The organism is Spirosoma luteolum, from assembly GCF_054778875.1.
In genome coordinates, this window is record NZ_BAAGZE010000003.1 from 180,518 (window position 1) to 203,407 (window position 22,890).

Genomic DNA, 22,890 nt, shown 5'->3' on the forward strand with positions numbered 1-22,890 from the left:
GGTTCTTCACCCGGGCTTGCGTGGATGGCGTTGACAGCAGGGAGAATGGTCCGCTCAGGGCTGAACCAATGCCTGAACGGCAGGGCTAAGCCCCGAGCGGTGGGCCGTTACGATGGTTTGCACGGCATAAGTGTAGGTGCCGGGGCCAGGCAGGGCGGTATCGGTGAAGGAGGTGCCCGCCCCTACCAGCCGATACGGCAGGGGTGGCGAGCCCGACAGACTGCGGTAGATCATAAACTGCCGGTCGGCCGCCAGCGCCGATGATTTCCAGTCGAGCCGAACGCTGCCCTGCGCCCGGTCGTAGCGGGCCTGCAGACCGGTGGGCGGCTGGGCCGTTTCGGCCTGGAGATTAACGTATTGGGCCGACACGATAAACGAGCGCTCCGACCAGCGCCCCCCGGCATCGCGGGCCATCAGGCTGTACTCGTAGGTGTGCTGGCTCAGCAGGGCCGTATCCAGTAACGCCTGCTCGGTGGTGGGGTGGCCGGCAATCCGGCGAATCGGCTGCCAGTTTTCGCCCGCCTGCCGCCGGTACAGCACGTGTTCGACCACATCGTCGCTCAGACTGGGGATCAGCAGCAGCTGGATCCCCCTGTCCTGCACCAGTACCTGCCGGATAATGGGCGAACTGGGAGCAACCCGATCGGGAATCGGGACGGCAGTCGACTCGGAAAACAACGAATGGTTGTTGCTCTGGTCAACGGCCACCAGCTGGTAAAATGCCTGTCGGGTAAGGGTGTTTCGGGGCAGTGTATCGGTAAAAACCGAATCGGCCAGGATATCCGTAGTGCGTTGCTGATAATAGGGGTTGCCGCGCTCATACGACCGGTACACTTTGTAGCCCAGTACATCGGGTTCGCGGCTGGTAGGCCAGCGTAGGGTTACTACCCCATTCGTATCGACCCGGGCAGTAGGCCGGGCGGGGGCGGCCGGTGGCACCTTGTCGTCGATAAGCGCTGTAACGGGATAGCTGTACGCCGTGTTACCCGCCGTGTCGACAACGGCTATCACGTAGTACTTACCCAGGTAAGGCACCGGCTTTTCGTTGACAAACGTGCGGGTCGACGGCGGCAGCAGGTCTTTATTCAGAGGCACGTAGGGACCGCCGTATTCATTGGCCTGCCCCACGAAAAAACCTTTCAGGTCCGGGTCGGGCCGGGGCAGCGTCCAGGTCAGCACGATGCGCCGGTTGTCTTCAATTGTTTTGCGGATGTCGATGGGTGGCCGGGGAGGTGTCAGGTCGCGCCCCCGGCCCGATACCACAGCCGAGGCCGGACTGAGATCGGCAAAGCTGTTGATGCCAATGATCCGGTAATAAAACGTCCGGTAGTTGCTCCCGACCGAATCCCGGTAGCTTACCTCGTCGGCCCCGATGCCCTGCGTAGTGTCGGCCTGCGCCGAGTCGCGCCGGGGCGCCACGTACGGCACCTCATTGAGCCGCCGGAACGTTTTGCCATCGGTGCTGCGCTCGATGTAGTAGCCCGCGTATAGGCCCATGTTGTGGTGCCGCTGCCAGTGTACGGTCAGCACACTGTCGCCGGCCTCCACGCCCATCAGCCGGGGGGGCGTCAGCGTATTCGTCAGCCGGGGCGACACCCGCACGGTGGCCGTATCGGTCAGGTCGCCGGCCCGGGGCGATGGCCCGTTGTTGATCCAGACGCGGTATTCATACTGAACCACGCCCTTATCGAACGAGCGATCGGTCCAGCGCAGGCCAAGTGCGGTAGCCGCCGGGGCCGAGAATTCGGCGGCCATGGCGGCCGAGAGCAGCTGTCCCTGCTGCCGCTCGTACGTCCGGTACACATCGCCCATCGTATTCGGTTCGGGCCGGGCGTTGGTTTTACCGTGCAGCAGCTGCGCAGCAATAGCCACGAACCGGTCGTTGCGGGACAGGCTTTTCTTCATGGAATCGAGCGACCAGGGCCGTACCAGCGCCAGCCGCACCCGCTGCCGCACCGGTTTCTCGCGGGTGCCGAGGTACGCGATGCGCTCCACCACATACCCCCGTTTGTTGGCCGCCAGCCAGTAGGCCCCCCGGTCGACGTTCCAGCGCAGTACAATCGAGTCGCCGTAGTTGAAGGCTTTCACAAACAGGTGCGCCGGGCGAGTCGGCGCCGGGCGCACCGGGCGGGTACGAGCCAGCTGGGCGGCTGCCGGCCGGGTTGGGCCGAGGCCAGCCACCAGCCAGCCCAAAAACAGCAGTAGTCGCGTTGCGTTCATGGCCGGGCATTAGTTGTTGAGGAAAAAGGAGGTTGAATAGGGTGTGTAGGGAATGGGCGTGAAACCCTGAGCGTTCTGAGAGCCAATGGTGAAGGTCTTATTCACAACCTTCGGGCTTTGGCCAGACCCGTATTTGAAGGCGATTCGAAAGGGCGATTTGGCATCGCGAACCGGGCCATCGCCGTAGGTTTTGCCCGTATCGTCGGTGTAGGCCTGCAGCTTGTAGTAGCTATCTTCGGCAAAGGTCCAGTACGTTTTCTTCCGGTATAGCGCACCCGAAAAACTATTGATTATGAGCGTCTTGTAGGGCGATGCGACCCGTATATGCCCCCATTCGTCGTAGACCGCGCCGTCTACTTTCCGATAACTGGGGTTGGGCCAGCTGGACGGGGGCTGCTGCTTGCCATTGCCATCGATATAGGCTTCGCTGTAGAAGGTGGGCTCATACACATGGCCCGACTCGGCGTTGGGGTCGTGGTAATGAAGCGCCATATACGCCTGATCGTTCAGGTTCTTATCAGGGCTGTAGGTCTTGCCGCCCAGCACATCCAGGTAGTTCAGTCGTTGCAGGGCGTCGAGAATGCCGCTTAGCGCCACCAGATCCCAGTAGGCCAGCTTGTCGCGCACAAACCGCCAGCTCAGCTCCGACTTAAGCGGGTTGTAGGCTGCTTTCGACGCCGTCAGAAAGAGCACCCGCTGCGGCACACCCCCTACCGACGACGTTCCGTTGGGATCGTTGTACGCTTCCCGGTCATACGGGTCGGAGGCCGGGGTCAGCTCGCTCAGGGTCGACAGGCGAAAATCGGCACTGACGCCCTGCCCGGCTCCCGCCGAGGTGTACGACCCGCTGCCGTCCTCCGCCAGCAGTTTCAGCTTATCATAGATCCGGGTACGCACTTCTTTCTCGTAGGGCGTATTGGCATAGGGTGTACCGGCAATCGGGGTTTCGTAGTTGAGCAGCCGGGGCGATACAAAGCTGGGATAAATGGTATTGTTGAAGAGGTCGATGCGGTCGAATCGCTCGTAGGTCCCGGCGGCCGGACTCAGATAGATTTCTCTGTCGTACTTGTAGTCAGAGGCCTTCAGGTTCAGGGCGGCCAGTTTTTCCTCGAAGGTATTGAACTGGCTGGTGGCAAACTGAAGTGAGAAGTAGACCGTCTGCTGATTGGCCTGGTTAGCCGCAGCGGCCGCCTGCACCGCGCCGGCATTGAAGGTGGTGCGGTAGAGCTGCACTTTCGGGCTTTGCGCCAGCGTCACGTACTGCGACTTGGTGAGCGGTCCGCCGGGCATGCTGCCGGCGGGTTTGGCCTGCCGGCCCAGCGTCAGGCGGTAGGCCGTCTGGTTTTTCAGCGTGGCCGGAATGGGGAAGGTCAGCGTGTTTTCGCCATCGTAGGTCAGCGGCACCGTCAGCCGCTCGCCCTTGCCCGTCTCAAACGTGGCCGACAGCTGTTCGCCGGCTTTGGCTTTCAGGATATCCAGTCCCTTCAGGGTTTTTCCGGTCAGCAGGCCCGTGGGCTGGTGGCTTTTCAGAAAATACTGCTGACCATTAATGGGCCAGGTGCGGGTAATGGTTTCCAGCGGTATCTCGTCGGGCTGTTTGCCCAGCGTGAAGCTGGATTCTTTCTGCTGGCTACGCGGCTCACGCTGGCCGGTCTGGTAGTTCATCGGATCGACCGGGTTGCCGTACTGGCCCCCGTTCATTTCCTTGATGCTAACCGACTGCGTGAGTTTGACGGTGGCGAAGGAGGGCTGGTAGGCCGTTGCCGACACGGTATAGGAGCGGTAATCGGCGGCCCAGTTTACCGGTCCCAGCTCGGTCAGTTTGGTGGCGCTGCCGTTGGGTGGGGTCATGGTGATGACCGGCGCAGCCGCTCTGAACTGGTAATACCGGATGTCATCGCTCGAAACGTACACCTCGAACACCTTATTCATCGGCATATTGAAGGCCACGGCCATCGTCGGCAGTGTCGACACATCGGTTTCGTTGGTGGCCGGTGTTATTTCCGAGATGATCTCGATATCCTTCAGCGGGTCACCGTTGTAGACCGGCGAACACTTGTCGCCGAGTGCAAAGTCCTGCGTGGTCGATACCGAGATAAGACCATCCAGTACCTCGCCCGCTACTTTTACCCGGCCGGCGGCCCAGGCGGGCTTGGGCAGACCAGCCTGCAGCAGCGCGCCGGCTTCCAGCTTCATCAGCGTCAGCGAACCCGAGAAAAACCAGGTATCGACAAACAGGTCTACCTTGCCCCCCAGATACACGTAAGCCCGTCCCTCGCCGTACCAGCCCTTAACACCGTCTGGCGTACCACCCTCGGCGCACGCCATGTTCTGGGCCAGCGCGGCATCGAAGCCCACCACGGCGTTGGCCGAAAACCGAAAGGGCTCCACCTCGACCTTAAAGTCACCCTCCAGCTTACCACCCAGCAGCAGTTTAAAATTATTACCAATGGGCATCAGATTGGGCATCGACCGGTGCTGGTAGGCCGCCTTGGCCGAGGCCAGGGTGTTCGCGCCATTAGTGAGAAAATTGTCGACAATGGCGGGCACGGGGGGCAGACCGCCCACATTCGGTCCTACACCGGCAACCAGGTAGGCCTCCGCCCCCAGGTGTGCCTTCACAATCGACTTGTTCAGATCGAACAGCACCACCGATATCCGCTGGCCCTGCGGATCGCCCAGTTTGATAAACCAGTCTTTGGCCGAAGCAACGTGCATGTGAAACGGAATCTTGACACTGGCCGTCAAAAAGTTGGCATCGACCTGTAGCCCGGCGTCCAGCTCCTTGTCGGCATAGGTGATGTCCATCAGGGCGTGGACAACGCCGTCGGCTGCGTCGCCATCGCCCGACTGGCTGATCACGTTGGCATTTCCGTGCATGGAAACGCCCCACAGGCTGCCCCCCGAAAAATCCATGGTCAGGGCCAGACTGGCGTTGAATACTTTAGGGTCGACCAGCCCGGCGTACACCTTGGCCGTGAGGCCCCAGTGTCCCTTGTCGGGTACGAACACCGCGCCCGACATAGTCTGGCCGGGTTTGTTGAGGTCGATGGTCGGGGGCGTGGTCAGGTCGTTGGTAGCCTTGGGCAGCTTGGTCACCAGCGTAGGGTCGGCCAGCGCGTTCTGCCCGCCCACGGTCATGCGCATGTTGTAGTGCATGCCCCCGCCCAGCCCCGTCAGCCGTATGGGCCCCACAATCGGGATGCCCGGAAACTGGGCACTGCCGTCGACGAAACCGTAGTGAAAGCCCTGCACGTTGCCGAACAGCAGCATCATTTTCAGGGTCACGTCGAAGTTGGGAATCGTCACCGATGCGCTGCCCTTCAGGCCGTCGCCGTAGGTAGCATCCGTGTTGAAAAACTTCATTTCTCCCGTCACCTTCAGCGGCCCGATTCCGCCGGCGAGGCTGAAACTGCGGGGGTAGGTGCCCTTATACACCGGGCTGAAGCGGCCGTTCACCTGTCCGATGCTCCCCAGCACATCGACCGAGCCATGGGCCTGCACCATGCTCTTGTCGTCGGCTACCTCTCCCAGGTGCAGCCCCACGCCGAGTCGGATACCGGCTCCTTCCTTCGCCGTGATGAACGCGGGCGGGTCGAAATCGAGTGGGAAACCAGCCAGCGCCGGCTTGCTGTCATCGCCGGCGGTTGTTTCCCAAGGCCGGTTTAGGTCGTCGGGCGACCAAGGGCCTCCCCCGCCTTTGGGTGGGCTGCTGCCGGCTACCTGGGCACACTGGGTATCGAGCTGCCAGTTGCCGGTACTGGCATACAGGCCAGCCCCCAGGGGCGACAGGCCGGGGGCCGTGGCGTTTCGCAGCTGAAAATCCTGGAAACACAGCTTTGGCACTACGCCGTCGATCAGCTGGCCGGTGGTGCCGCTGCCGGCGAATTTCTTGACGTTGATACTGACTTTGCCGGCCAGTTTCATACCCACCTGAACCCCTTTGCCCGCCGTGTAAGTCAGGTCGATGCTGGTGTTGGCGTTCAGATCCATGGTCGCGGCAAACAGCGGCACGGCATACCCGTCTTTGGGCGAAGCCGTAAACTGCAGCTTATCGAAACCGCCCGACAGATTACAGCTGTAGCTAAACGCATCGGTGCTGATCGGAAACTGAAGCTGGCCCAGCATAAACCCGCCCCGGTTGCTGTTCTGCACGATGGTCCACTGAATCTGGTCGATACCGAACCCAAACCCGGCAATGTTCTCTTTCTTGTAGTCGAGCACGGGCGCTGCCGTACTGGTGATAACCCCCGTGAAGCCCGACCCGTTGACGACGCCCCCGTTGACACCGATACTGATACGCGGACTGTCTTTGAGCGATTTAGGCAGCTGTACCGTCAGCTTTTTAAAGTAAACCCCCTCGAAGGTGGGCCCCTTGTCGTCTTTATAGTCGTCGGGCAGGCTGAACCCATCGACGTTACGCACGCTCGAATGGTCGTACAGCACCTCGTTGCCCGAGAAGGTGACGCCACTCAGCAGCGGGAGTTGGAACGGCGGCAGCTCCACTTTACCGATCCAGTCGGACCAGCTCACAAAATCGGTGGTAACGGTGCTGACCACGTCGCCCGCCTTGGTGCCGCCCTGCCCATCGTCGAGCCGGAGCACCTTGCTGCCCAGGTTGATGCTCACTACCGCATGGACCTTTTCAAAATCACCGTTCTTTACCTGCGCCTGGGTGCCGTCGACACCGGGTTTCTCGGGGTCTTTTTTCCGGAACGTGAGCGTCTGGCCAATGCCCGGCACCGTAAAATCCTGCACCAGATATACCACACCATTGTCGGGAATGCGCTGGCTGGGGCGCGTGCAGACCTCGGTAGCGGCCAGCAGCAGTTTGCCATTAGCCTCCGGAATGGGTACGCCCAGCACCAGATCCATCATAGCCCCCACCGGACTGAACGTCATCTGGTTGATACCGATCGTACCGATCGTGCCGTCGTATTTGATCGGCAGCGGCACGGCTATCGCCTGCTTGGCGGCCGTGGTCAGCGAGTTGGTTATTTTATCGAAGTAATCGGGGGGCAGGCTGCTGTAGCTGCTCAGCGAACCGGGCGTAATCGTCGGCATACCCGGCCCCTTGCTGTCGGAGGTAACGGTGCCGTTGATCACCTGATTATCTGTGTTGACCTGCAGATCGGTAAACACCACTTTGATGGGTGCCCCCTGCCAGCTCACCCGCCCCGTTCCCGACAGCCCTGCTTTCCCCGAGGTGGCGGTGGCAATGGTCAGTTCGAACTCGCCCAGTTTCACCGTTTTCCCGTCGAGCGGGCCGGTCTGGAGTTTGGTGTTGTCGGGCTGGCTTACGGCTTTACAGACAACGCTGCTTTTGGCCACCTTCTGTTCGGTGGCTACGGGCGGGGCGGGAATTACACTGGCCACGGCCGTAGCACCCGTAGGCGTGGTGGCCAGCACCGCCGGGCCGGGCATCGGCACCAGTTTGGTAGGGGTCTGCACCAGCTCCTGACCGGGCGTCAGGGCCAGCGTGGGCTGCACAGTGCCGTAGGTGAAGGGGCAGACGGGCGCTTTGCCATCGTTCAGAAAATGCAGCTTACCGCTGCGGTCAATGGCCTGTACGCGCCAGGCGTAGCGCCGGCCCAGCTGCAACGGGGGTTGTGTGGGCCCGTACAGGAAGGTGCTCGTGCGCAGACCTCGCACCTCCACCCCCGACCGGGGTAGCGCCACGGCATCGATAAATACGTTCGGGTCTACGTCGACCTGCGGCAGCTCAACCACGCGCAGGGTGTACTCGACCAGGGCCGGCGACACGCCCGCCGGGGGTGTCCAGGTAAAGACCAGCGCCTGGGGGTTGGTGGCCGTAACGGCGGCATCGCAGCCTGGAGTGATCAGGATGGGCGGCTCGACCGAGCGTACCGCAATCGGGGCCGAACAGCCAATCGGGAACTCCGCCGATAAGGGCTGGCCAAACACCACAGCGGCCGTGTTGGTGGGCGTTTCGCTGAACGCCCGGATGCAGAGCTGGTACTGCCCGTCGGGGAGCGGCAGGCCCCGGGCCAGCTGAGTTTTATCGATTCCCGTCACCTCCACCTGATTCAGATCGAACAGCCCTTCCAGGTCCGACCGGCTCAGCAGGGTCTGGCCCGGCGGTACCGTCAGGGGGCGGGGCGGGCGGTAGCCGGCCGCCGTCCGGATCACCACGCCATTGTCGCCCGTCAGCTGGCCCGCCAGCCGGATCTGGTAGGTTTGCCGGCTGGTGTTGATGATGAACACCCGCACCTGCTGCCCCGCGCCGGGGTAGTCCTGCAGGTACGCGCTGTAGGGCGGCAGCACGCTGACCTGCACCTGCAGCGGAAAGGATTGCGCCCACCCGGACAGGGAGGCCAGCAGCAGCCCGAAGGCCACCAGCCAGCCCCACTGCTGGGCAGACGACTGTCGATAGACTAGTGAACGGTATTTAAAAGGAAAGACCATAGCCGAGGTTTGCTCTGAGTTCGTTGAACAGCTGCGCCTGAATGCCCGTGTTACTATTGAGGTAGTTGGCCGACAGGCTGAGGGTCTGCCGTTTGGCCACCTGATAGCCGGCGCTGGCACTGATGGTCAGCACCTTGCCCGTCAGCCCCGCCTGCTGGTTGATTAGGTAGCTGGCGGTGGCCGAGGTGGTGAGCTTTTTGTCGAAAAAAGATTGGGTAGCCCCCAGCGTCGGCCCGAAAAAGCGCACGGTCTGGTTGGTATCGCCCAAGGCCACGGGCAGTTGCGTCTGCGTGTACGACAGCATGCCGTTGATGCCCCAGCCCGTGGTAGTTTGCTGGTAGAAATACCCCAGGTTCAGGTTGGTGTTGCGGCTTTCGGTCTGGCTGGCCGTGGTGGCGTTGAGGTCGCTGAGCTGCTGGTAGGTGGTGGTCAGGGTAAACACCTGCAGTACGTCGTTTTTCTGGAGCGTGTAGCGCCCGCTGACCGTGGCCGACAGATTGTTCTGCGCCAGCCGAAGCGTGTCGATAATCGGCCGCAGCCCCGCCTGCTGGCTGATACCGTAGTTGGCCAGCTGCAGATCGAGGCCGAACGTGGCGGAGGGATTGTACGACGCCACCAGCGAACCGATTTTCCGACCCGTTCGGGCCGTTTTGTTACCGGCCAGGTTGTCGAACTGCAAACCGTAGCTACCCGACAGCTGCAGCTTGCCCGCGAGCAGGGTCAGGCTGGGCGCCAGGGCGTAGCTTTCAATGTCCGATTGAAAATAGTAGGCCCCCATGGTCTGGAAATTGGGGTCGATGCGCTTGTACTGAAACCGGATGCCGGCGAGCCCTGCCCGGTAGCCGATAGCCGCCTGCGTAGCCTGCGTCAGCTGGGTCGAGAGCCGGGGCGTGAGCAGCCGGCCAAACAGCCGCACCAGCGGGTTGCTGCCTTCGGCCATCACGGGCGTGGCCCGCACATCGCGGGTATAGGCGCTGACGGCTTCGTCCAGCTCCACCGTCAGGTGTTTCAGAATCAGCAGCCGGGTGGTCAGGCCCAGCACCAGATTCTCGGCGGGCACCACCGTCTGCGTCAGCGACCGGGGCTGCGCGGCAATTGAGCTGGAATCGTCGCGGGCCCGCAGCAGAATCAGGTCGACGTAGTTGCCGGGTTTGCCGTAGCCTACTTTCACGGCGTAACCCGTTCGCTGATAGGCGGGTATGATATCGGGTTCGGCCAGTTTGGTCGAGATGGCTTTGTTGAAGCGGCCGTAGACGGCGCCCAGCCGCAGCTTGCCGGGATTCAGCTCCACCCCTCCGCCCAGAAACGTGTGCCCGGCCAGTGTGAAGGGCGAGAAGCTGACGTTGCGGTAGCCGGCGTGCAGCGTTGCCCATTTGTACGTGGGCGACACGCCAAACTGGTTGAAGGGCTGCCGAAAACTGCTGCCCTGATTGCCCAGCACGGCCGAGAACGGCAGCGACACGCCCCCCGGCAGCGTAACCGTAACGGCCCCGCTCAGCCCCAGCGGAGCGGGCTGGTTTCGGGCGGCAATGCCGTTGCTGGCATACAGGCCGGCGTAGGCGTTCAACCCGCCCGACACCCTGACCAGCGACGGCCGCGGATCGGGTGCCGACTGTCCCCGACCCGATTGGCCGGACAGAAACAGAAAGCCGAGAAGCAGTAGCGTGAAGCGCATAGAGCAGCAGGGGCAGAGCTTGCGAAACAGACCTACAGCCGATCTGGCCACGGGTGATTTCTGACAACAAACCTACTGGCTACGCGGGCGTCGGACAATCGGATAAACGTATGACCAGCATCACCCCGCACCAACACTTACCATTGATATTCAATTAGTTAACACCATAGCAATGCTCTACAGCTGGCGCTTTATCCGATCAGAATCCGTAGAACTGCTGGGCCGGACCGCGTAGAAACCCGCCCCGGCCCAGCGGAATTATCCCAAACAAAAAACGCCCGACCCATCCCGTGTATCGGATGAGCCGGGCGTTTGGGCCGGGCAAGCGAAGGCGTATTACCGACCCGTTTGAGCCGCCGACAGGTTGCCTTTCAGATACTGATCGAACCAGCTGAGGTAGCGCACCAATCGATCCTGCTGATAGCTGGGCGTGGTGATGCCGTGAAACTGGTTGGGGTAAATGATCAGCTGCGTAGGTACCCCCAGCGTCTGCAGGGCCTGATACATCTGCTCGCTGCCCGCCACCGGCACGTTGAAATCTTTCTCGCTCGCCATGAACAGCGTCGGGGTTTTTATCCGGTCGGCCTTCAGAAACGGATACGACACTTTGAGCCACTTGTCGAGGTTTTTCCAGGGCAGGCCCAGTTCATTCTCGTACTGATTCACGTACTGGTCGCTGCCATACATGGTCAGCTGCAGCGAACTACCGGCCCCGCTGGCGGCAGCTTTGAACCGTGTATCCGATGCAATCACGTAGTTGGTCAGAATACCGCCGTAGCTCCAGCCACCGATACCCAGCCGGGCGGGGTCGGCCGTGCCTTTCTGCACCAGCGCGTCGGCAGCCCCCAGCACATCAAGCACTTCTTTGTTACCCCAGTCGGCATAGATGGCTTTGGTGTAGGCAAGGCCGCGCCCGTTGCTACCCCGGTAGTTGACGCCTACCACGGCGTAGCCCCCACCCGCCAGCACCTGCCGCGTCAGATCGAAGCCGTACGTATCCTGCCCCACCGGCCCGCCGTGAATGTAGAAAACAGCCGGCAGTTTGGCGGAAGCCCCCCCGGGCGGTAGAAACAGCAGGTTCGACACCTGCGCCCCGTCTTTGCTGCGCGAGGTGTAGCCCGTAACGGCGGCCAGCGCCAGCGGAGCCACAAATTCGTTCTGCACGGCGGTGAGCCGACGGGTGGCGCCGTTTTCGAGGGCGTACACTTCCGTTGGCAGCTGCGGCTCACTCATCAGCGTAACCCACCCCCCTTTCGGATTCAGTTCGAGGTCGGCAAAGGCCCGGTCGCCCGTGGTCAGGTAAGTCAGCTTACCATCAGCGACGCCGTATTCGGCCACGTGGGTCCGGCGGTCGTCGTCGATCAGCAGGCCAATGCGCTGCCCATCGGCCGACCAGCGGGCGTTCCGGACGGGGCGGTCGAGCGGCAGCGACAGCAGGCGAGGCTGCGGCAGGCCTGCCGCGCCGGCCTCCACGCCAATCACCGCCAGCACGGGCTGGTCGTACATGATAAAGTCGGTCGACGCCGTGGAGCGCAGGTACGCCAGTTGCCGGCCATCGGGGCTCCAGACGGCACCCCCATCGCGGCCCGGCCAGTTGGTGAGCTGGCGCGGCTGCCCCCCCGCCCGGGCCGCCATCACATACACATCGGTGTTCTCGTTTTTATCGGGGTCGGCACTTCGGTTGCTGGTAAAGGCCAGCTGCGTTTCGTCGGGCGACCAGGCCGGGGCGGTTTCGTCATACAGGCCTCTGGTGAGCGTGTCCAGCGTTTTGGTGGCCACATCGAACACGTAGAGGTGCATGGGCCGGCGATCCAGGTACCCCTTCATATCGGCCTTGAACTGGTGCCGATCCAGCACGTAGGGCGTGCGGACCTTGGTTTTGGCCGAATCGGAGTAATCCTTATCCCGAATGACCAGGGCGATTTTCCGGCCCGACGGCGACCATTCATACTCTTCCAGTTCGCCCTTCAGGTCGGTCAGTTTGCGGGCTTCGCCCCCGCGCCGGTCCATCAGCCAGAGTTGCGTGCCGGGCGCCGTACCGGGCAGCCCACTCCGGCTCGACAGAAACGACAGCCACTTGCCATCGGGACTCCAGCGCGGGGTCGATTCGCCGTCGGGACTGCTGGTAAGCTGCACGGATTCGGCACCGTCCCAGCGCACCATCCAGATATCGGCGTTGCGTTTGTCTTTACTCGCGTCGACAGCCGACTGCACATAAGCCACCCACTGGCCATCGGGCGACACCTGCGGGTCGGCAATGGTCTGGAGCCGCATCACGTCGGACGGACGAATGGGTCGTTTGGCGGTGGAGGCCCCTGGCTGGGTAGCCGAAACCGGTGCCGATGGGCTTGGTTGAGCCAGGGCAGCGGTGGCGAGCAGCAGAGCGCTGAAGAAGGTAGCCGTTGTGGTCATGGTTGTCAGGATGGTTGTGGCGGAGGCTCCGGATCCGGAACTGGCCGCGCTGAAGCCCTGAAAATACGCCACCGGGCCCGGTGCTGCAAATTGGCGGGCATCGGCCCGGTCAGCGTAACGGGCCGATACGCTGGACTGACGAACGTACAGGCCGTGGCTGAAAGCAGCCGCCAGACCCGTAACGGCCTGCTGGGCAATCATCCCGTATAAGCCATGGGTTTTCCGATGCCCGGCACCTGACTATGCTACCTACTCCTGCTCCCGGCTGAACTGTACGAGTTCGATAAGGCTGTTGATGCCCAGCTTGAGATAAATATTCTTGCGGTGGCTTTTAACGGTTTCGTAGGTGATGCACAACGCATCGGCTATCTGCTCAGCCGTTTTTCCCGATATCAGCCACTGCACTATTTCTTTTTCGCGCCGGGAGAGCAGGCTGACTTTGACGAACGTATCGGTCAGGTCAGGACGCTTCCGGAGCTTCGGATCAAAGAAGGAACCGCCATCCAGCACGGTCTGCACGCCCTGAATGAGCACGTCCGAAGGCGAATCTTTGAGCAGATACCCGTTTAGCCCCAGCGTTTTCGCTTCAGCAACAAAGTGGGCGTGGTTGTACATGGTCACCAGCACAATGGCCAGGTCGGGCGTGTGCTGGCGAATAAGGCGGGCGGCCTCAAGCCCGTTGAGAGCGGGTAAATTGATGTCCAGCAACAGCAAATCCGGGCAGTGTTTCTGGATAGCATAGTGCAGGTTGGCTCCGTCAAATACCTGTTGCACTACCCGCGACAGGGGCCGTAGCATGGTGGCGATAGCATCGTTAAAAAGCCGGTGATCATCGGCGATCAGCAGGCTTGCCTGGGTCATAAGCATAGGGAATATCGATAAGCGTGATCGTACCCCGCGGACTGCTGTCGGTATGCCAGCGGGCATTCAGGTAAGTAACTCGCGACTGAATCGTTTTCAAACCAATTCCGGCCGAACGGCTCGCGTCTTCGGCCCCGTCATAGCCAATTCCGTCATCTTCGACAACCAGGCTAAGCCCATCGGTATGGAACAGCAACTGCACCGACACATGACTGGCCTGGGCGTGTTTGCGAATGTTGTGCAGCAGTTCGGACACGATCCGGTACGTATTCAGTTCGACCTCGGGAATCAGGCGCCGAGGTTCGCCAAACAGGGCAAACGTCCCCTGCTGATCGTCCAGCGATTCAACCAGCTGCTGGGCACTCTCCACCAGCCCGAGCCGGGCAAAATCGGGCGGCATCAGATTATGGGCAATATGCCGGATTCGGGCGCCGGCCTGCGCCGACACCGATTTGATGTCGGTTACTTTCTGCACCAGTTCGGGCAACGTCGGGGCCTGCAAGCTCTGCGTAAGCTGGTGATTGACCGTAGCCAGCAGGCCCCCTAGTTCGTCATGAATATCGGCGGCTATTCGGGCCCGCTCGGCCTCCTGGGCCTGCAAAATGGAAGCATTGGCCTTGTTACGGAGTGTAGCCAGCTGCAACTCCGACTGCATTCGTTTACGACGCAACCGGCTGGCATACAGCAGCAGCCCCAGCACACTCAACAGGAGCAGCAGACTGACGCCTAATAGCCAGATCCGCGTTTGCTGAACGCGGTTCTGCTGATCGAGCGTCTGGTTCTTCAGGGCCTGGATCTGGGTTTCCCGCCGGCTTACCTGGTAGCGCCGTTCCAGCGCAGCGAACTGCTGACTAAACTCCTCCGACCGGATGGTATCCTGCGCGGCCTGATACAGTGACCGGTGATAGAGTGCCCGCCGATACTGACCCGTTTTCTCGTAAATCTCGGCCAGGCTCCGGTGGTATTTGAAGTGGTCGATGGGCGGGCGCTGATGCAGGATACGGGCGTATTGACGCAGATAATACAGTGCCGACTGGTACGACTGGTGTTTCAGGTAGTGCTGACTGATCTCGTAGAGCACAGTGTGATGCAGATAAGCCGCGTACGTACCTTCATCAGGATTGCTCCGGACAAAAAACCGGGTCAGTAGCTGCCGGGCCGCCTGCTGATGGCCCAGATGCAGATGACAGATTGCCCGGTAGCCCAGATTCGTCCGGTTGCCGCTCAAAAGCGGGTGCTGGCGTAGTATTGGTTCGGCCGCATCGAAGTAGCTGAGTGCCTGGCCATACTGGCGTCGCAGAATATGAAAGTCACCCATGAAGTCATAGTACAGGTAAATCACTTCGGAGTCGTTTGCAAGCTGGCCCACGCGCAGCGCCTGCCGCATATAAGTCATGGCCTGTTGCCACTCGTCGGGCGTGTTGGTTGGGCGGTAGGCCAGGCAGGTGGCCAGATTGATGAGTACCAACCCCAGTTCATGCGATAACCGTTGCTGACGACACAAAGCAGCCCCCCGCTGCAACAGCCGTAAAGCCGTAGAATCCTGCCGGTGGTTGAATGCAGCCCGCCCCTGCCGCACGGTAGCAATGGCTATACCCTGGGACCATCGGCTACGACGGGCAACCCGCAGCATTGAATCCGCGTAGAATTTTTGCAGGTCGACGGTGGGCGAAAAGCGCGGGTTGAGCTGCGACAGGTGGTAATAGTACCGATCGAGGGCAAAAAACAAGCTGGTGTCGCGCCCGATATGCACCGGTTGCCGGCAGAGAGCGGCTATTGTTCTATGCAGCGAATCAATGACCTGCTTTCGGTGGCTGGTGATCAGAAAAAGGTGTTGCCCCTGGCAAACCCATGGTCCGACGCAGAGCAAACCAATACAGAGCCAGATCTTCATAGCGTATAACCAGTGTGGCAGGAGCAAACTAATTAAAACAGTTGTCCCGAAAAAATCCCCCTGGAGGGGGATGGTTGCCCGGGCTTACCAACCGCAACTTTGTGGTGTTGCTTTTCTATCCACATCACTATAGTACGTTCATGAAAACACCCTACTCGCGGGTCGTGCGGCAGGCTGTCCAGTTCGGTAGTCTGCTGCTGCTTATCAGTGTGGCTTCCTGTAGGGAACTGGACGGTCCCCAGGGGCCGGCAGTGGCAAGCGGACCGCTTGCCACTGCTAATCCAGTTTTCGGCAGGGTCAACGCCCAGCCAATTAACTACAAGTCGAAAACGCATATCGGAACAGCCGACCTGTTCATCCCTTTTCCGGCCTCGGTGCCGGTCAGCACAACCGACGAATCCGTCATCTGTGTCTACGTAAAGCAAGCCGTACATGCGGCTAGCGGGTCGCCCGTCGAGCGCTGGTTTTCGGTACCAGGAGAAACCGCTACGGGCAATGAATACTCATTTTACATGGCCGCAGAATCGAAGAGCACACTGTCGGGTATTTTCCTGCGCCGGGTGGCCAATCATCAGGCCGGCACCGAAACATTCGACGCTGTGCGAATACTGATCCTCCCCGCCCGATCGGGCGTGAGAGGACAGAGGTCGGCTTCGCCCCTGTCGACGCTTAAATAGTCCGTTAGTACGGCAACGTTACAGGCCAGCCGATCAAACCCATGACCGGGCAACCGGTTTTCCTGCCCGCCCCCCCCTACTCCGTGGCCGGGTTATGCAGCGTAGGCAGCTGGCCTTGTCGGCTGGTCTGCAACCGGCGAATATGCGCCGTAAGCATGGCCTTCAATTCGGTTTCGATGCGCTGGCCTAGGGGTTCAGCCTTACCTGCAGGCTTTGCACCCTTGGGTTGAGCACCTGCATGGCCGAACTCGTCGACCCAAATTCGCGGTCGCCCAGCACGCGGTCGAGCGCCCGGGCCTGCGCTGGCGTCAGGTCAGGGCCGGGTCCCAGGGTCATGGTCAGCGCGGTTTGGGGGCCCGCGTCGAGCCGGCCACCCTGCCAGCTGGACACCGCTCCGCCGTAGTCCCACGCGAAGCCCCACAGCCGGAACGGCCGGCCATTGCGGTGCTCCAGCGCCCGGAGTGTGGTGCCCACGCGCAGCCCGTCGGCGGTAGCCCAGCGGCCCGGCGACGGGTTTGGCAGCGGCCGGCCGTCGGCATCCGTCAGTTCCGGCCGAATCAAGACCAGTTCGGGCTGCCGGCGCAGCAGCGAATCGCGATACAGAATATGCACCTGGTCGGGCCGGCCCTTGTAGAGGGTTGTACCGATCCACTCCGTTCCCTCGGGCCCGTAGATCGTGTCGCCCGTTGTTACCACCTCCTTCCCCAGTTGCCGGAGCAGATCAGCCTCGGTGGTGGTGGCCCGCACCGGCCCTACGCGGCTGCCCGGCACAATCCGAAAATCGTTGACCAGGGCAGCGGGCTTCGACCGGGACGGGCCCGTTGCCGAATCCCGGCTGGCGGTTCGGTCGAAGCCGCAGGCTGCCAGCAGCACCAGCCCCATCAGCAGCAACCGGTTCATTTGACCAGTCCGGCTTTGAGGGCTTTTGCCACCGCTTCCGACTTGGAGTTGACGTGCAGCTTCTCGTAGATATTGACAATGTGGGTCCGCACCGTACCCATGCTGATCTGGCAGTGGTGGGCGATGAGTTTGTAGCTGTCGCCTTCGACCAGCCGGTGCAGCACTGCCCGTTCCTTTTCAGTCAGGGCAAAGGGGTTGGCCAGCCCGGCGGGCTGCTGAAACGTGGTCAGCACTTTCAGGGCAATGGATGGAGTCATGGCAGCTCCCCCCGCCACCACGTCGCGGATGGCCTCGATAATTTTGTCGGCGGGGGTTTTCTTGAGGAGGTACCCCACGGCTCCCGCCGACAGGGCCGCAAAAATCCGGTCGACATCTTCGAACACCGTGAGCATCAGAATGCGGGCGCGCGCTGGCTGGGCCCGAATCAGCCTGACGGCTTCGATGCCCGTGCGCCCCGGCATGTCGATATCCATCAGAATCACGTCGGGCTGGTCGCGTTCAACGCACCGCACGGCATCGAGCGCGTCGGCATAAGCTCCCGTCACGATCAGATCGTCGGTTGCGTCGACTACCAGCGCCAGGGTTTCGCGCAGGGAGCGGTTATCGTCGAAGATGGCTACACGAATCATACGCGGCTTCAGCGTTAGGAATGGACAGGACCGTACAAAACTACAATGGCGTACCCATTGCCGAAATCGGATAAGTGTATGACCCGTCAGCCCACCGCAGCCGTCAGTTCAAGGCGGGTACCCTGCCCCGGGGTCGACTCCACCGTCAGCCGGCCGCCCATGGCTGCGGCCCGTTGCTGCATGCTCTGCTGCCCGTTGCGGGTGCTGGCCTGGCCGGTATCGAAGCCCTGCCCGTTGTCTTCGATCAGCACCGCAAACTCATTACCCCGCCGTTCGAATCGCAGGGTGGCCCGGGTGGCATCGGCGTACTTGACCAGATTGTTGATGGCTTCCTTGCCAATCAGGTACAGGTTGCGCCGGACGTCCATTGACACTGGCAGTTCATTCAGCGCCGGATCGACGCTGAGCGTAAAGGCAATGTTTTTCGATTCCATCAGCGGCTGGGCATACTCCTGCAACCGCAGCACGATGCGTTGCAGCGAATCGTTGCCGGGGTTGATGGTCCAGATAATCTCGTCGATGGATTCCAGTATCTGCCGGGCGTCGGTATAAATTTTCTGCACCATGCGCTGGGCCGTTTCGGTGGCCTGTACCGCTCCGCCCGACTGGCTGTCGCGGAGCAGTTTGTCGGTATGACCGCTCAGCAGGGAGATGCTGCTGAGCGTGCTGCCCACCTCGTCGTGCAGGTCGTGGGCAATCTGCTGGCGCAGCTGCTGCGACTCTTCCAGCCGCCGTACCTTGGCCCGGTTGAGGAGCCAGGCACTAACCGCTCCGCCCAGCAGCAGTAGCAGCAGCCCACCTAGCAAACCGGCATTGCGCTGCCAGCGGGCCTGCCGGGCCTCCTCCTGCTCCAGTTTTTTGGCCTGCTGCAGCAGCTGGGTTTCGCGTTGCAGCAGCTTGATGCGGGCTTCTTTTTTCTGGGTTTCATACTGCACCACCATCCGCTGCAGTTCGGCATTGGTACGGATCACGATGGCCGAATCGGTCTGGCGGTTTTTTTCGAGCTGGTACGTATAGGCCTGCTGAAATTTGTGCTGCACACCGTACAGATCGGCCAGCTGCTGCGTCAGTTTTTTGCGCTCGTCGTTGAAGGCATTGTCGTCGGCCAGGATCATGGCCTTTTTCAGGTGAGCTTCGGCCTGCGTGTAGTCGTTCTGTGCCTGATAGAGGTGGGCAATTGTGCCGTAGGCCACGCAGCAGGCCCGTTTGTTCTGCTGCTGCTCGCCAATGGTCAGGGCGCGCCGGGCGTAGGGCATCCCCTCGGCCGGTTTGCCGAGCAGCCGGTAGGCATTGGCCAGCCCGTCGAACACATCGAATTTAAGCAGGTCGAACTTGAGCGATTCGGCCAGTTTCAGCGATTCCCGGTAGTGTACCAGTGCCTGCTGCGGCTGGTTGAGGGTGTTGTAGAATTCGCCCAGCTGATTTTCGAAAATGGCAATACCGCGCGGATCGCCCAGCTCGCGAAACAGCACGCCTGCTTTCTGGTAGTAAGGCATGGCCTGCTCTTTCTTGCCCATTTTCACCAGCGCCCCCCCAATCAGCCGGTAAATAACCGGCGAGCGGGGCCGGAAATCGTATTTCTCCTGCAGCTGAATGGCCCGCAAGGCGGTCTGAAACACCAGCGGGGCATTGCCCTGCCGGTCGTAAACGGCCGCCAGGTTGCTGAGCAGACCACCCACGATAACCGGGGGCATGCTATGCTGCTCGGCAACTTCCAGGGCTTTCTTCGCACTGGCCACGGCCTGCTCGTAGTTGGCCGTCATGATAAACAGGATGCTCCGGTTGCGCTGGCCCCGCACCAGCCCGTGCCAGTCGCGGAGCCGGGTGGCCAGGTCAACCATCTGCCGGCTCATCGAGTCGGCCCGGGCATAGTCGGCTTTTTTGTAGATCATGTCTACGATTACCGGGTCCATCGCCCGCACGTAGGCCGTGTCGGTCGGCGAATGGGTTCGGAGGAAACGCGCCAGCGAATCGACGCCAGCCCCCTGCCCCCTGCTCACCTGCGTCGACAGCAGGAGCAGGCTGGCCAAAAGCCACGCGGAACCGTGTTTCATAGGATCGAGGTTTTTTACGAATTACCTGTTTCCTCCCGATCAACCCCGTAGCTCTTTATTATTCGGTCACCATCTTAGCAATGGGCGTCGACAAACCGAATTCGCCCACTATCAGGGCCAGACCACTTCGATCACTTCGGTTTTGAGGTCGACCGTTGTGCGGGCCTCGTGATTATCCCGGCGCAGGCTGATGCGGCCCCGGGCCACTTTCACGACCTCCTGCCGAATCACGTGCGTAGCGTCTTTCTTGCGGAACACCGACACACTCTGGTCGCTGGTGGTGATGGGCAGGTCAAGGCTTTTGCCGGTGGCTTTCACCAGCCGGGCCGTGGCGGGCAGGGGCTGGTTGCGCAATAGGGCCAGTGCCCGCGAGGCCAGAGGCACGCCGTAGCCGATATAGTTGTTGCCGTATGGATACAGGTGGGCCGACTTTTCGATGATCGCCAACAGCTCCTTGTTGCTCAGGTCGGGGCGGGCCTGCATCAGACAGGCGGCAAAACCGGTGATGACCGGGGCTGAGAGCGAGGTGCCGTAGAGCGAAAAACACGCTACGTTCGGTTTCAGATACGGCAGGGGTTCGGGCCCAATACTGCTGTAGCCGATACGGTTCCAGTATTTGGCGTTGGTAGCGCCCACGGCCAGCACCCCCTGCGCATCGGCGGGTGTGCTGATAACCCGCCACGACCGGTCTTCGCCCTCGTTACCGGCCGAAACAATAATCAGCATGCCTTTCTTGTCGGCCGCCAGCTGAGCCGCGCGACTGATCAGGCTCGTATGCCCGTCCATCTGGCTGGGCTGGTAGTTTTCTTTGGGGTTACTCATGCCCTGGGCGTACCCCAGCGACGTGTTTACGAGCCGGACACCCAGACTGTCCATCCATTCCATGGCCGCTACCCAGTTGTCTTCTTCGCCCCGGTATTCGCGGTTGCCCTGGTCGCTGCGGGCCAGGTAGAAGGTAGCGTCGGTGGCCAGCCCATACTGCCGGTTTTCCTGCGGGTCGGAGCCAGCGATAGCCGCCATTACCTCCGTGCCGTGAAAATCGGCCATCGTTTCAAGCGTACGGAACAGGTCGTTGTGGGTACGGGCATCATCGACATAATCACGCACCTGCCGGATGCCGTTGCGGGCAAAAATATGTTTGAGCGCATTGGCCGAGTCGGCCCCAAAAAAACCGGCGTCGATCACTCCGATGGTAACAAACCGGCCCGTCAGGCCCGCCTGTCCGAAATCCGACGCCTGAATCTGGGTCATTACCGGGGCCAGGGCGGGTTTAATGCCTTCGGCCGGATCGGTGGTGGTGCGGCTGCCGCCCATACTGGTGATGATGATCGACGGATCGATCGGGTGCAGTGCCTTCACGAAGGGCAGGCTGGCTACCAGCCGGCGCTGCTCGGGCGTGAGCTGGGCCGACACGGCATTGAGCCAGCGCGACTGACAGATGGGCTTTATCCCCAGCTGGCCCAGTGCCGACAGGTAGGCCGGCGCAACGGGCCGGTCGGTATCGTCGATGGTTAGCTGCTGCACCTGCCGGCGTTGCAGCGCGGCTGCCGACAGCGCGGGGGCGGCAGCCGGATCTTTGGCCTTGAGCAGAATCCAGTATTTAGGGGCCGGAGCCGCCAGCGCCGTACCCATAAACAGGGCCAGCCAGACAATCAACAAAACACGCATGAACGAGAGGAGCCCCGGGGGGCCGGTTAAGCAAGACAACTAAGGTACGCAATCGGGCCGAAAAGCCAGCCGATGGCCAGCCCGCAACTCTGGTCGGTTTTCGTTTCCTTTGCAGGTGTAAACACCCAAACAGGGCCTCAACATTCCCGTTATGCGTTACTCGCCCATCAACAACCAGCTCTTCGTGCGCAACCGGCAGCGCCTGGCCGCGCTGCTCAAGCCCAAATCGCTGGTCATCGTCAATGCCAACGATATCATGCCGACCAATGCCGACGGCACCATGCCGTTCCGGCAAAACAACGATCTGTTCTACCTGACCGGCGTCGATCAGGAGGAAACCCGCTTTCTGCTGTTTCCCGAACACCCCGATCCGAAGTTTCGGGAAGTGCTGTTTCTGCGCGAAACAAGCGAACTGATCGCCATCTGGGAAGGCCACAAGCTTACCAAAGCCGAAGCCGCCCAGACCACGGGCCTGCCCGAAAAGCAGATTTACTGGACCAGCCAGTTCGATACCATTTTTGCCCAGATCGTGTTCGAGGCCGAGCACGTGTACCTCAACACCAACGAACACACCCGGGCGGGCGTAGTGGTGCAGACCCAGGATGCCCGCTATATCGACCAGTTCCGGCAGCAGTACCCGCTGCACCGGCTCGAACGGCTGGCCCCGCTGATGCATACCATTCGGGCCATTAAGCAGCCCGAAGAACTGGCGCTGCTGCAAACGGCAATCGATACCACCGAGGCCATGTTCCGGCGGCTGCTGACCTTTGTGAAGCCCGGCGTGTGGGAATACGAGATCGAGGCCGAGATGATGCATGAATTTCTGCGCCGGCGCTCGCGGGGGGCGGCCTACACGCCCATCATCGCGTCGGGCCCCAACGCCTGCGTGCTGCACTACATCGACAACAGCGCCCAGTGTCAGGATGGCGACGTGATTCTGCTCGACCTGGGTGCCGAGTATGCCAACTACAACGCCGACATGACCCGCTCCATTCCGGTCAACGGCCGCTTTACGCCCCGGCAGCGGGCTGTTTACGACGCCGTGCTGCGTGTGCTGCGCGAAGCCAGTCAGATGCTGCGCCCCGGCAACCTGTGGGACGAGTACCACCGCGAAGTTGGCAAAGTGATGGAGTCGGAACTGATTGGGCTGGGCCTGCTCGACAAGGCTGCCGTGGCCGCTCAGGACCCTGAAGCGCCCCTTTATAAAAAGTACTTCATGCACGGCACCTCCCACTTTCTGGGTCTCGACGTGCACGACGTGGGCAACAAGTACCGGCGGATGGAGCCGGGGATGGTTTTCACGGTGGAGCCGGGAATTTACATCCGGGAGGAAGGGCTGGGTATCCGGCTTGAAAACAACGTGGTCATTACCGAATCGGGCAATACCGACCTGATGGCCAACATCCCGATCGAAGCCGACGCGATCGAGGAACTTATGAATCGGTAGCGAAACGAGTAGTGGTTTATCGTTTCC

The 22,890-nt window shown here is 61.3% G+C and carries 12 protein-coding genes; 2 read left to right on the top strand and 10 right to left on the bottom strand.

All coding sequences use genetic code 11. The features are described 5' to 3' along the window. Window positions 1-54 precede the first annotated feature (54 nt). The 6 genes from ACYVAC_RS03550 to ACYVAC_RS03575 form a co-directional block, all read right to left on the bottom strand. Window positions 55-2,220: a fibronectin type III domain-containing protein gene (locus tag ACYVAC_RS03550; RefSeq protein ID WP_461096193.1), complete on the bottom strand. Its 2,166-nt coding sequence runs from the start codon at window positions 2,218-2,220 to the stop codon at window positions 55-57. 9 nt (window positions 2,221-2,229) lie between these two features. Then, window positions 2,230-8,646 carry a hypothetical protein gene (locus tag ACYVAC_RS03555; protein ID WP_461096194.1) on the bottom strand — a complete coding sequence of 2,139 codons (6,417 nt, stop codon included), beginning with the start codon at window positions 8,644-8,646 and terminating at the stop codon, window positions 2,230-2,232. Beyond that, entirely contained in the window at window positions 8,630-10,321 is a 1,692-nt protein-coding gene (locus tag ACYVAC_RS03560) for a TonB-dependent receptor (RefSeq protein ID WP_461096195.1), read from the bottom strand. Before ACYVAC_RS03560 ends, ACYVAC_RS03555 begins: the two co-directional genes overlap by 17 nt. Before the next feature lie 336 nt (window positions 10,322-10,657). After that, entirely contained in the window at window positions 10,658-12,934 is a 2,277-nt protein-coding gene (locus ACYVAC_RS03565; RefSeq protein WP_461096196.1) for a S9 family peptidase, read from the bottom strand. 48 nt (window positions 12,935-12,982) lie between these two features. Then, window positions 12,983-13,600: a response regulator gene (locus ACYVAC_RS03570; protein ID WP_461096197.1), complete on the bottom strand. Its 618-nt coding sequence runs from the start codon at window positions 13,598-13,600 to the stop codon at window positions 12,983-12,985. Further along, window positions 13,563-15,488 carry an ATP-binding protein gene (locus ACYVAC_RS03575; protein WP_461096198.1) on the bottom strand — a complete coding sequence of 642 codons (1,926 nt, stop codon included), beginning with the start codon at window positions 15,486-15,488 and terminating at the stop codon, window positions 13,563-13,565. The genes ACYVAC_RS03570 and ACYVAC_RS03575 overlap by 38 nt, the downstream gene beginning before the upstream one ends. 140 nt (window positions 15,489-15,628) lie before the next feature. On the opposite strand from ACYVAC_RS03575, the gene ACYVAC_RS03580 reads away from it, so the two are divergent. Next, complete coding sequence (locus tag ACYVAC_RS03580; RefSeq protein ID WP_461096199.1) at window positions 15,629-16,165, top strand: hypothetical protein; 537 nt, start codon at window positions 15,629-15,631, stop codon at window positions 16,163-16,165. Window positions 16,166-16,351: 186 nt separating this feature from the next. Here the strand turns inward: ACYVAC_RS03580 and ACYVAC_RS03585 are convergent, their stop codons facing one another. The 4 genes from ACYVAC_RS03585 to ACYVAC_RS03600 all read right to left on the bottom strand — a co-directional run bounded on the left by ACYVAC_RS03585 (window position 16,352) and on the right by ACYVAC_RS03600 (window position 21,416). Further along, window positions 16,352-17,065, bottom strand: a complete 714-nt coding sequence (locus tag ACYVAC_RS03585; protein WP_461096200.1) for a hypothetical protein — start codon at window positions 17,063-17,065, stop codon at window positions 16,352-16,354. Further along, window positions 17,062-17,694, bottom strand: a complete 633-nt coding sequence (locus ACYVAC_RS03590) for a response regulator (RefSeq protein ID WP_461096201.1) — start codon at window positions 17,692-17,694, stop codon at window positions 17,062-17,064. The genes ACYVAC_RS03585 and ACYVAC_RS03590 overlap by 4 nt, the downstream gene beginning before the upstream one ends. Window positions 17,695-17,780: 86 nt before the next feature. Continuing rightward, on the bottom strand, window positions 17,781-19,748 hold the full coding sequence (locus ACYVAC_RS03595) for a tetratricopeptide repeat-containing sensor histidine kinase (RefSeq protein WP_461096202.1): 1,968 nt from the start codon (window positions 19,746-19,748) through the stop codon (window positions 17,781-17,783). A 111-nt stretch (window positions 19,749-19,859) separates the two neighbouring features. Then, window positions 19,860-21,416: a S8 family serine peptidase gene (locus ACYVAC_RS03600; RefSeq protein ID WP_461096203.1), complete on the bottom strand. Its 1,557-nt coding sequence runs from the start codon at window positions 21,414-21,416 to the stop codon at window positions 19,860-19,862. A gap of 151 nt (window positions 21,417-21,567) precedes the next feature. On the opposite strand from ACYVAC_RS03600, the gene ACYVAC_RS03605 reads away from it, so the two are divergent. After that, window positions 21,568-22,863, top strand: a complete 1,296-nt coding sequence (locus ACYVAC_RS03605) for an aminopeptidase P N-terminal domain-containing protein (RefSeq protein WP_461096204.1) — start codon at window positions 21,568-21,570, stop codon at window positions 22,861-22,863. Window positions 22,864-22,890 lie beyond the last annotated feature (27 nt).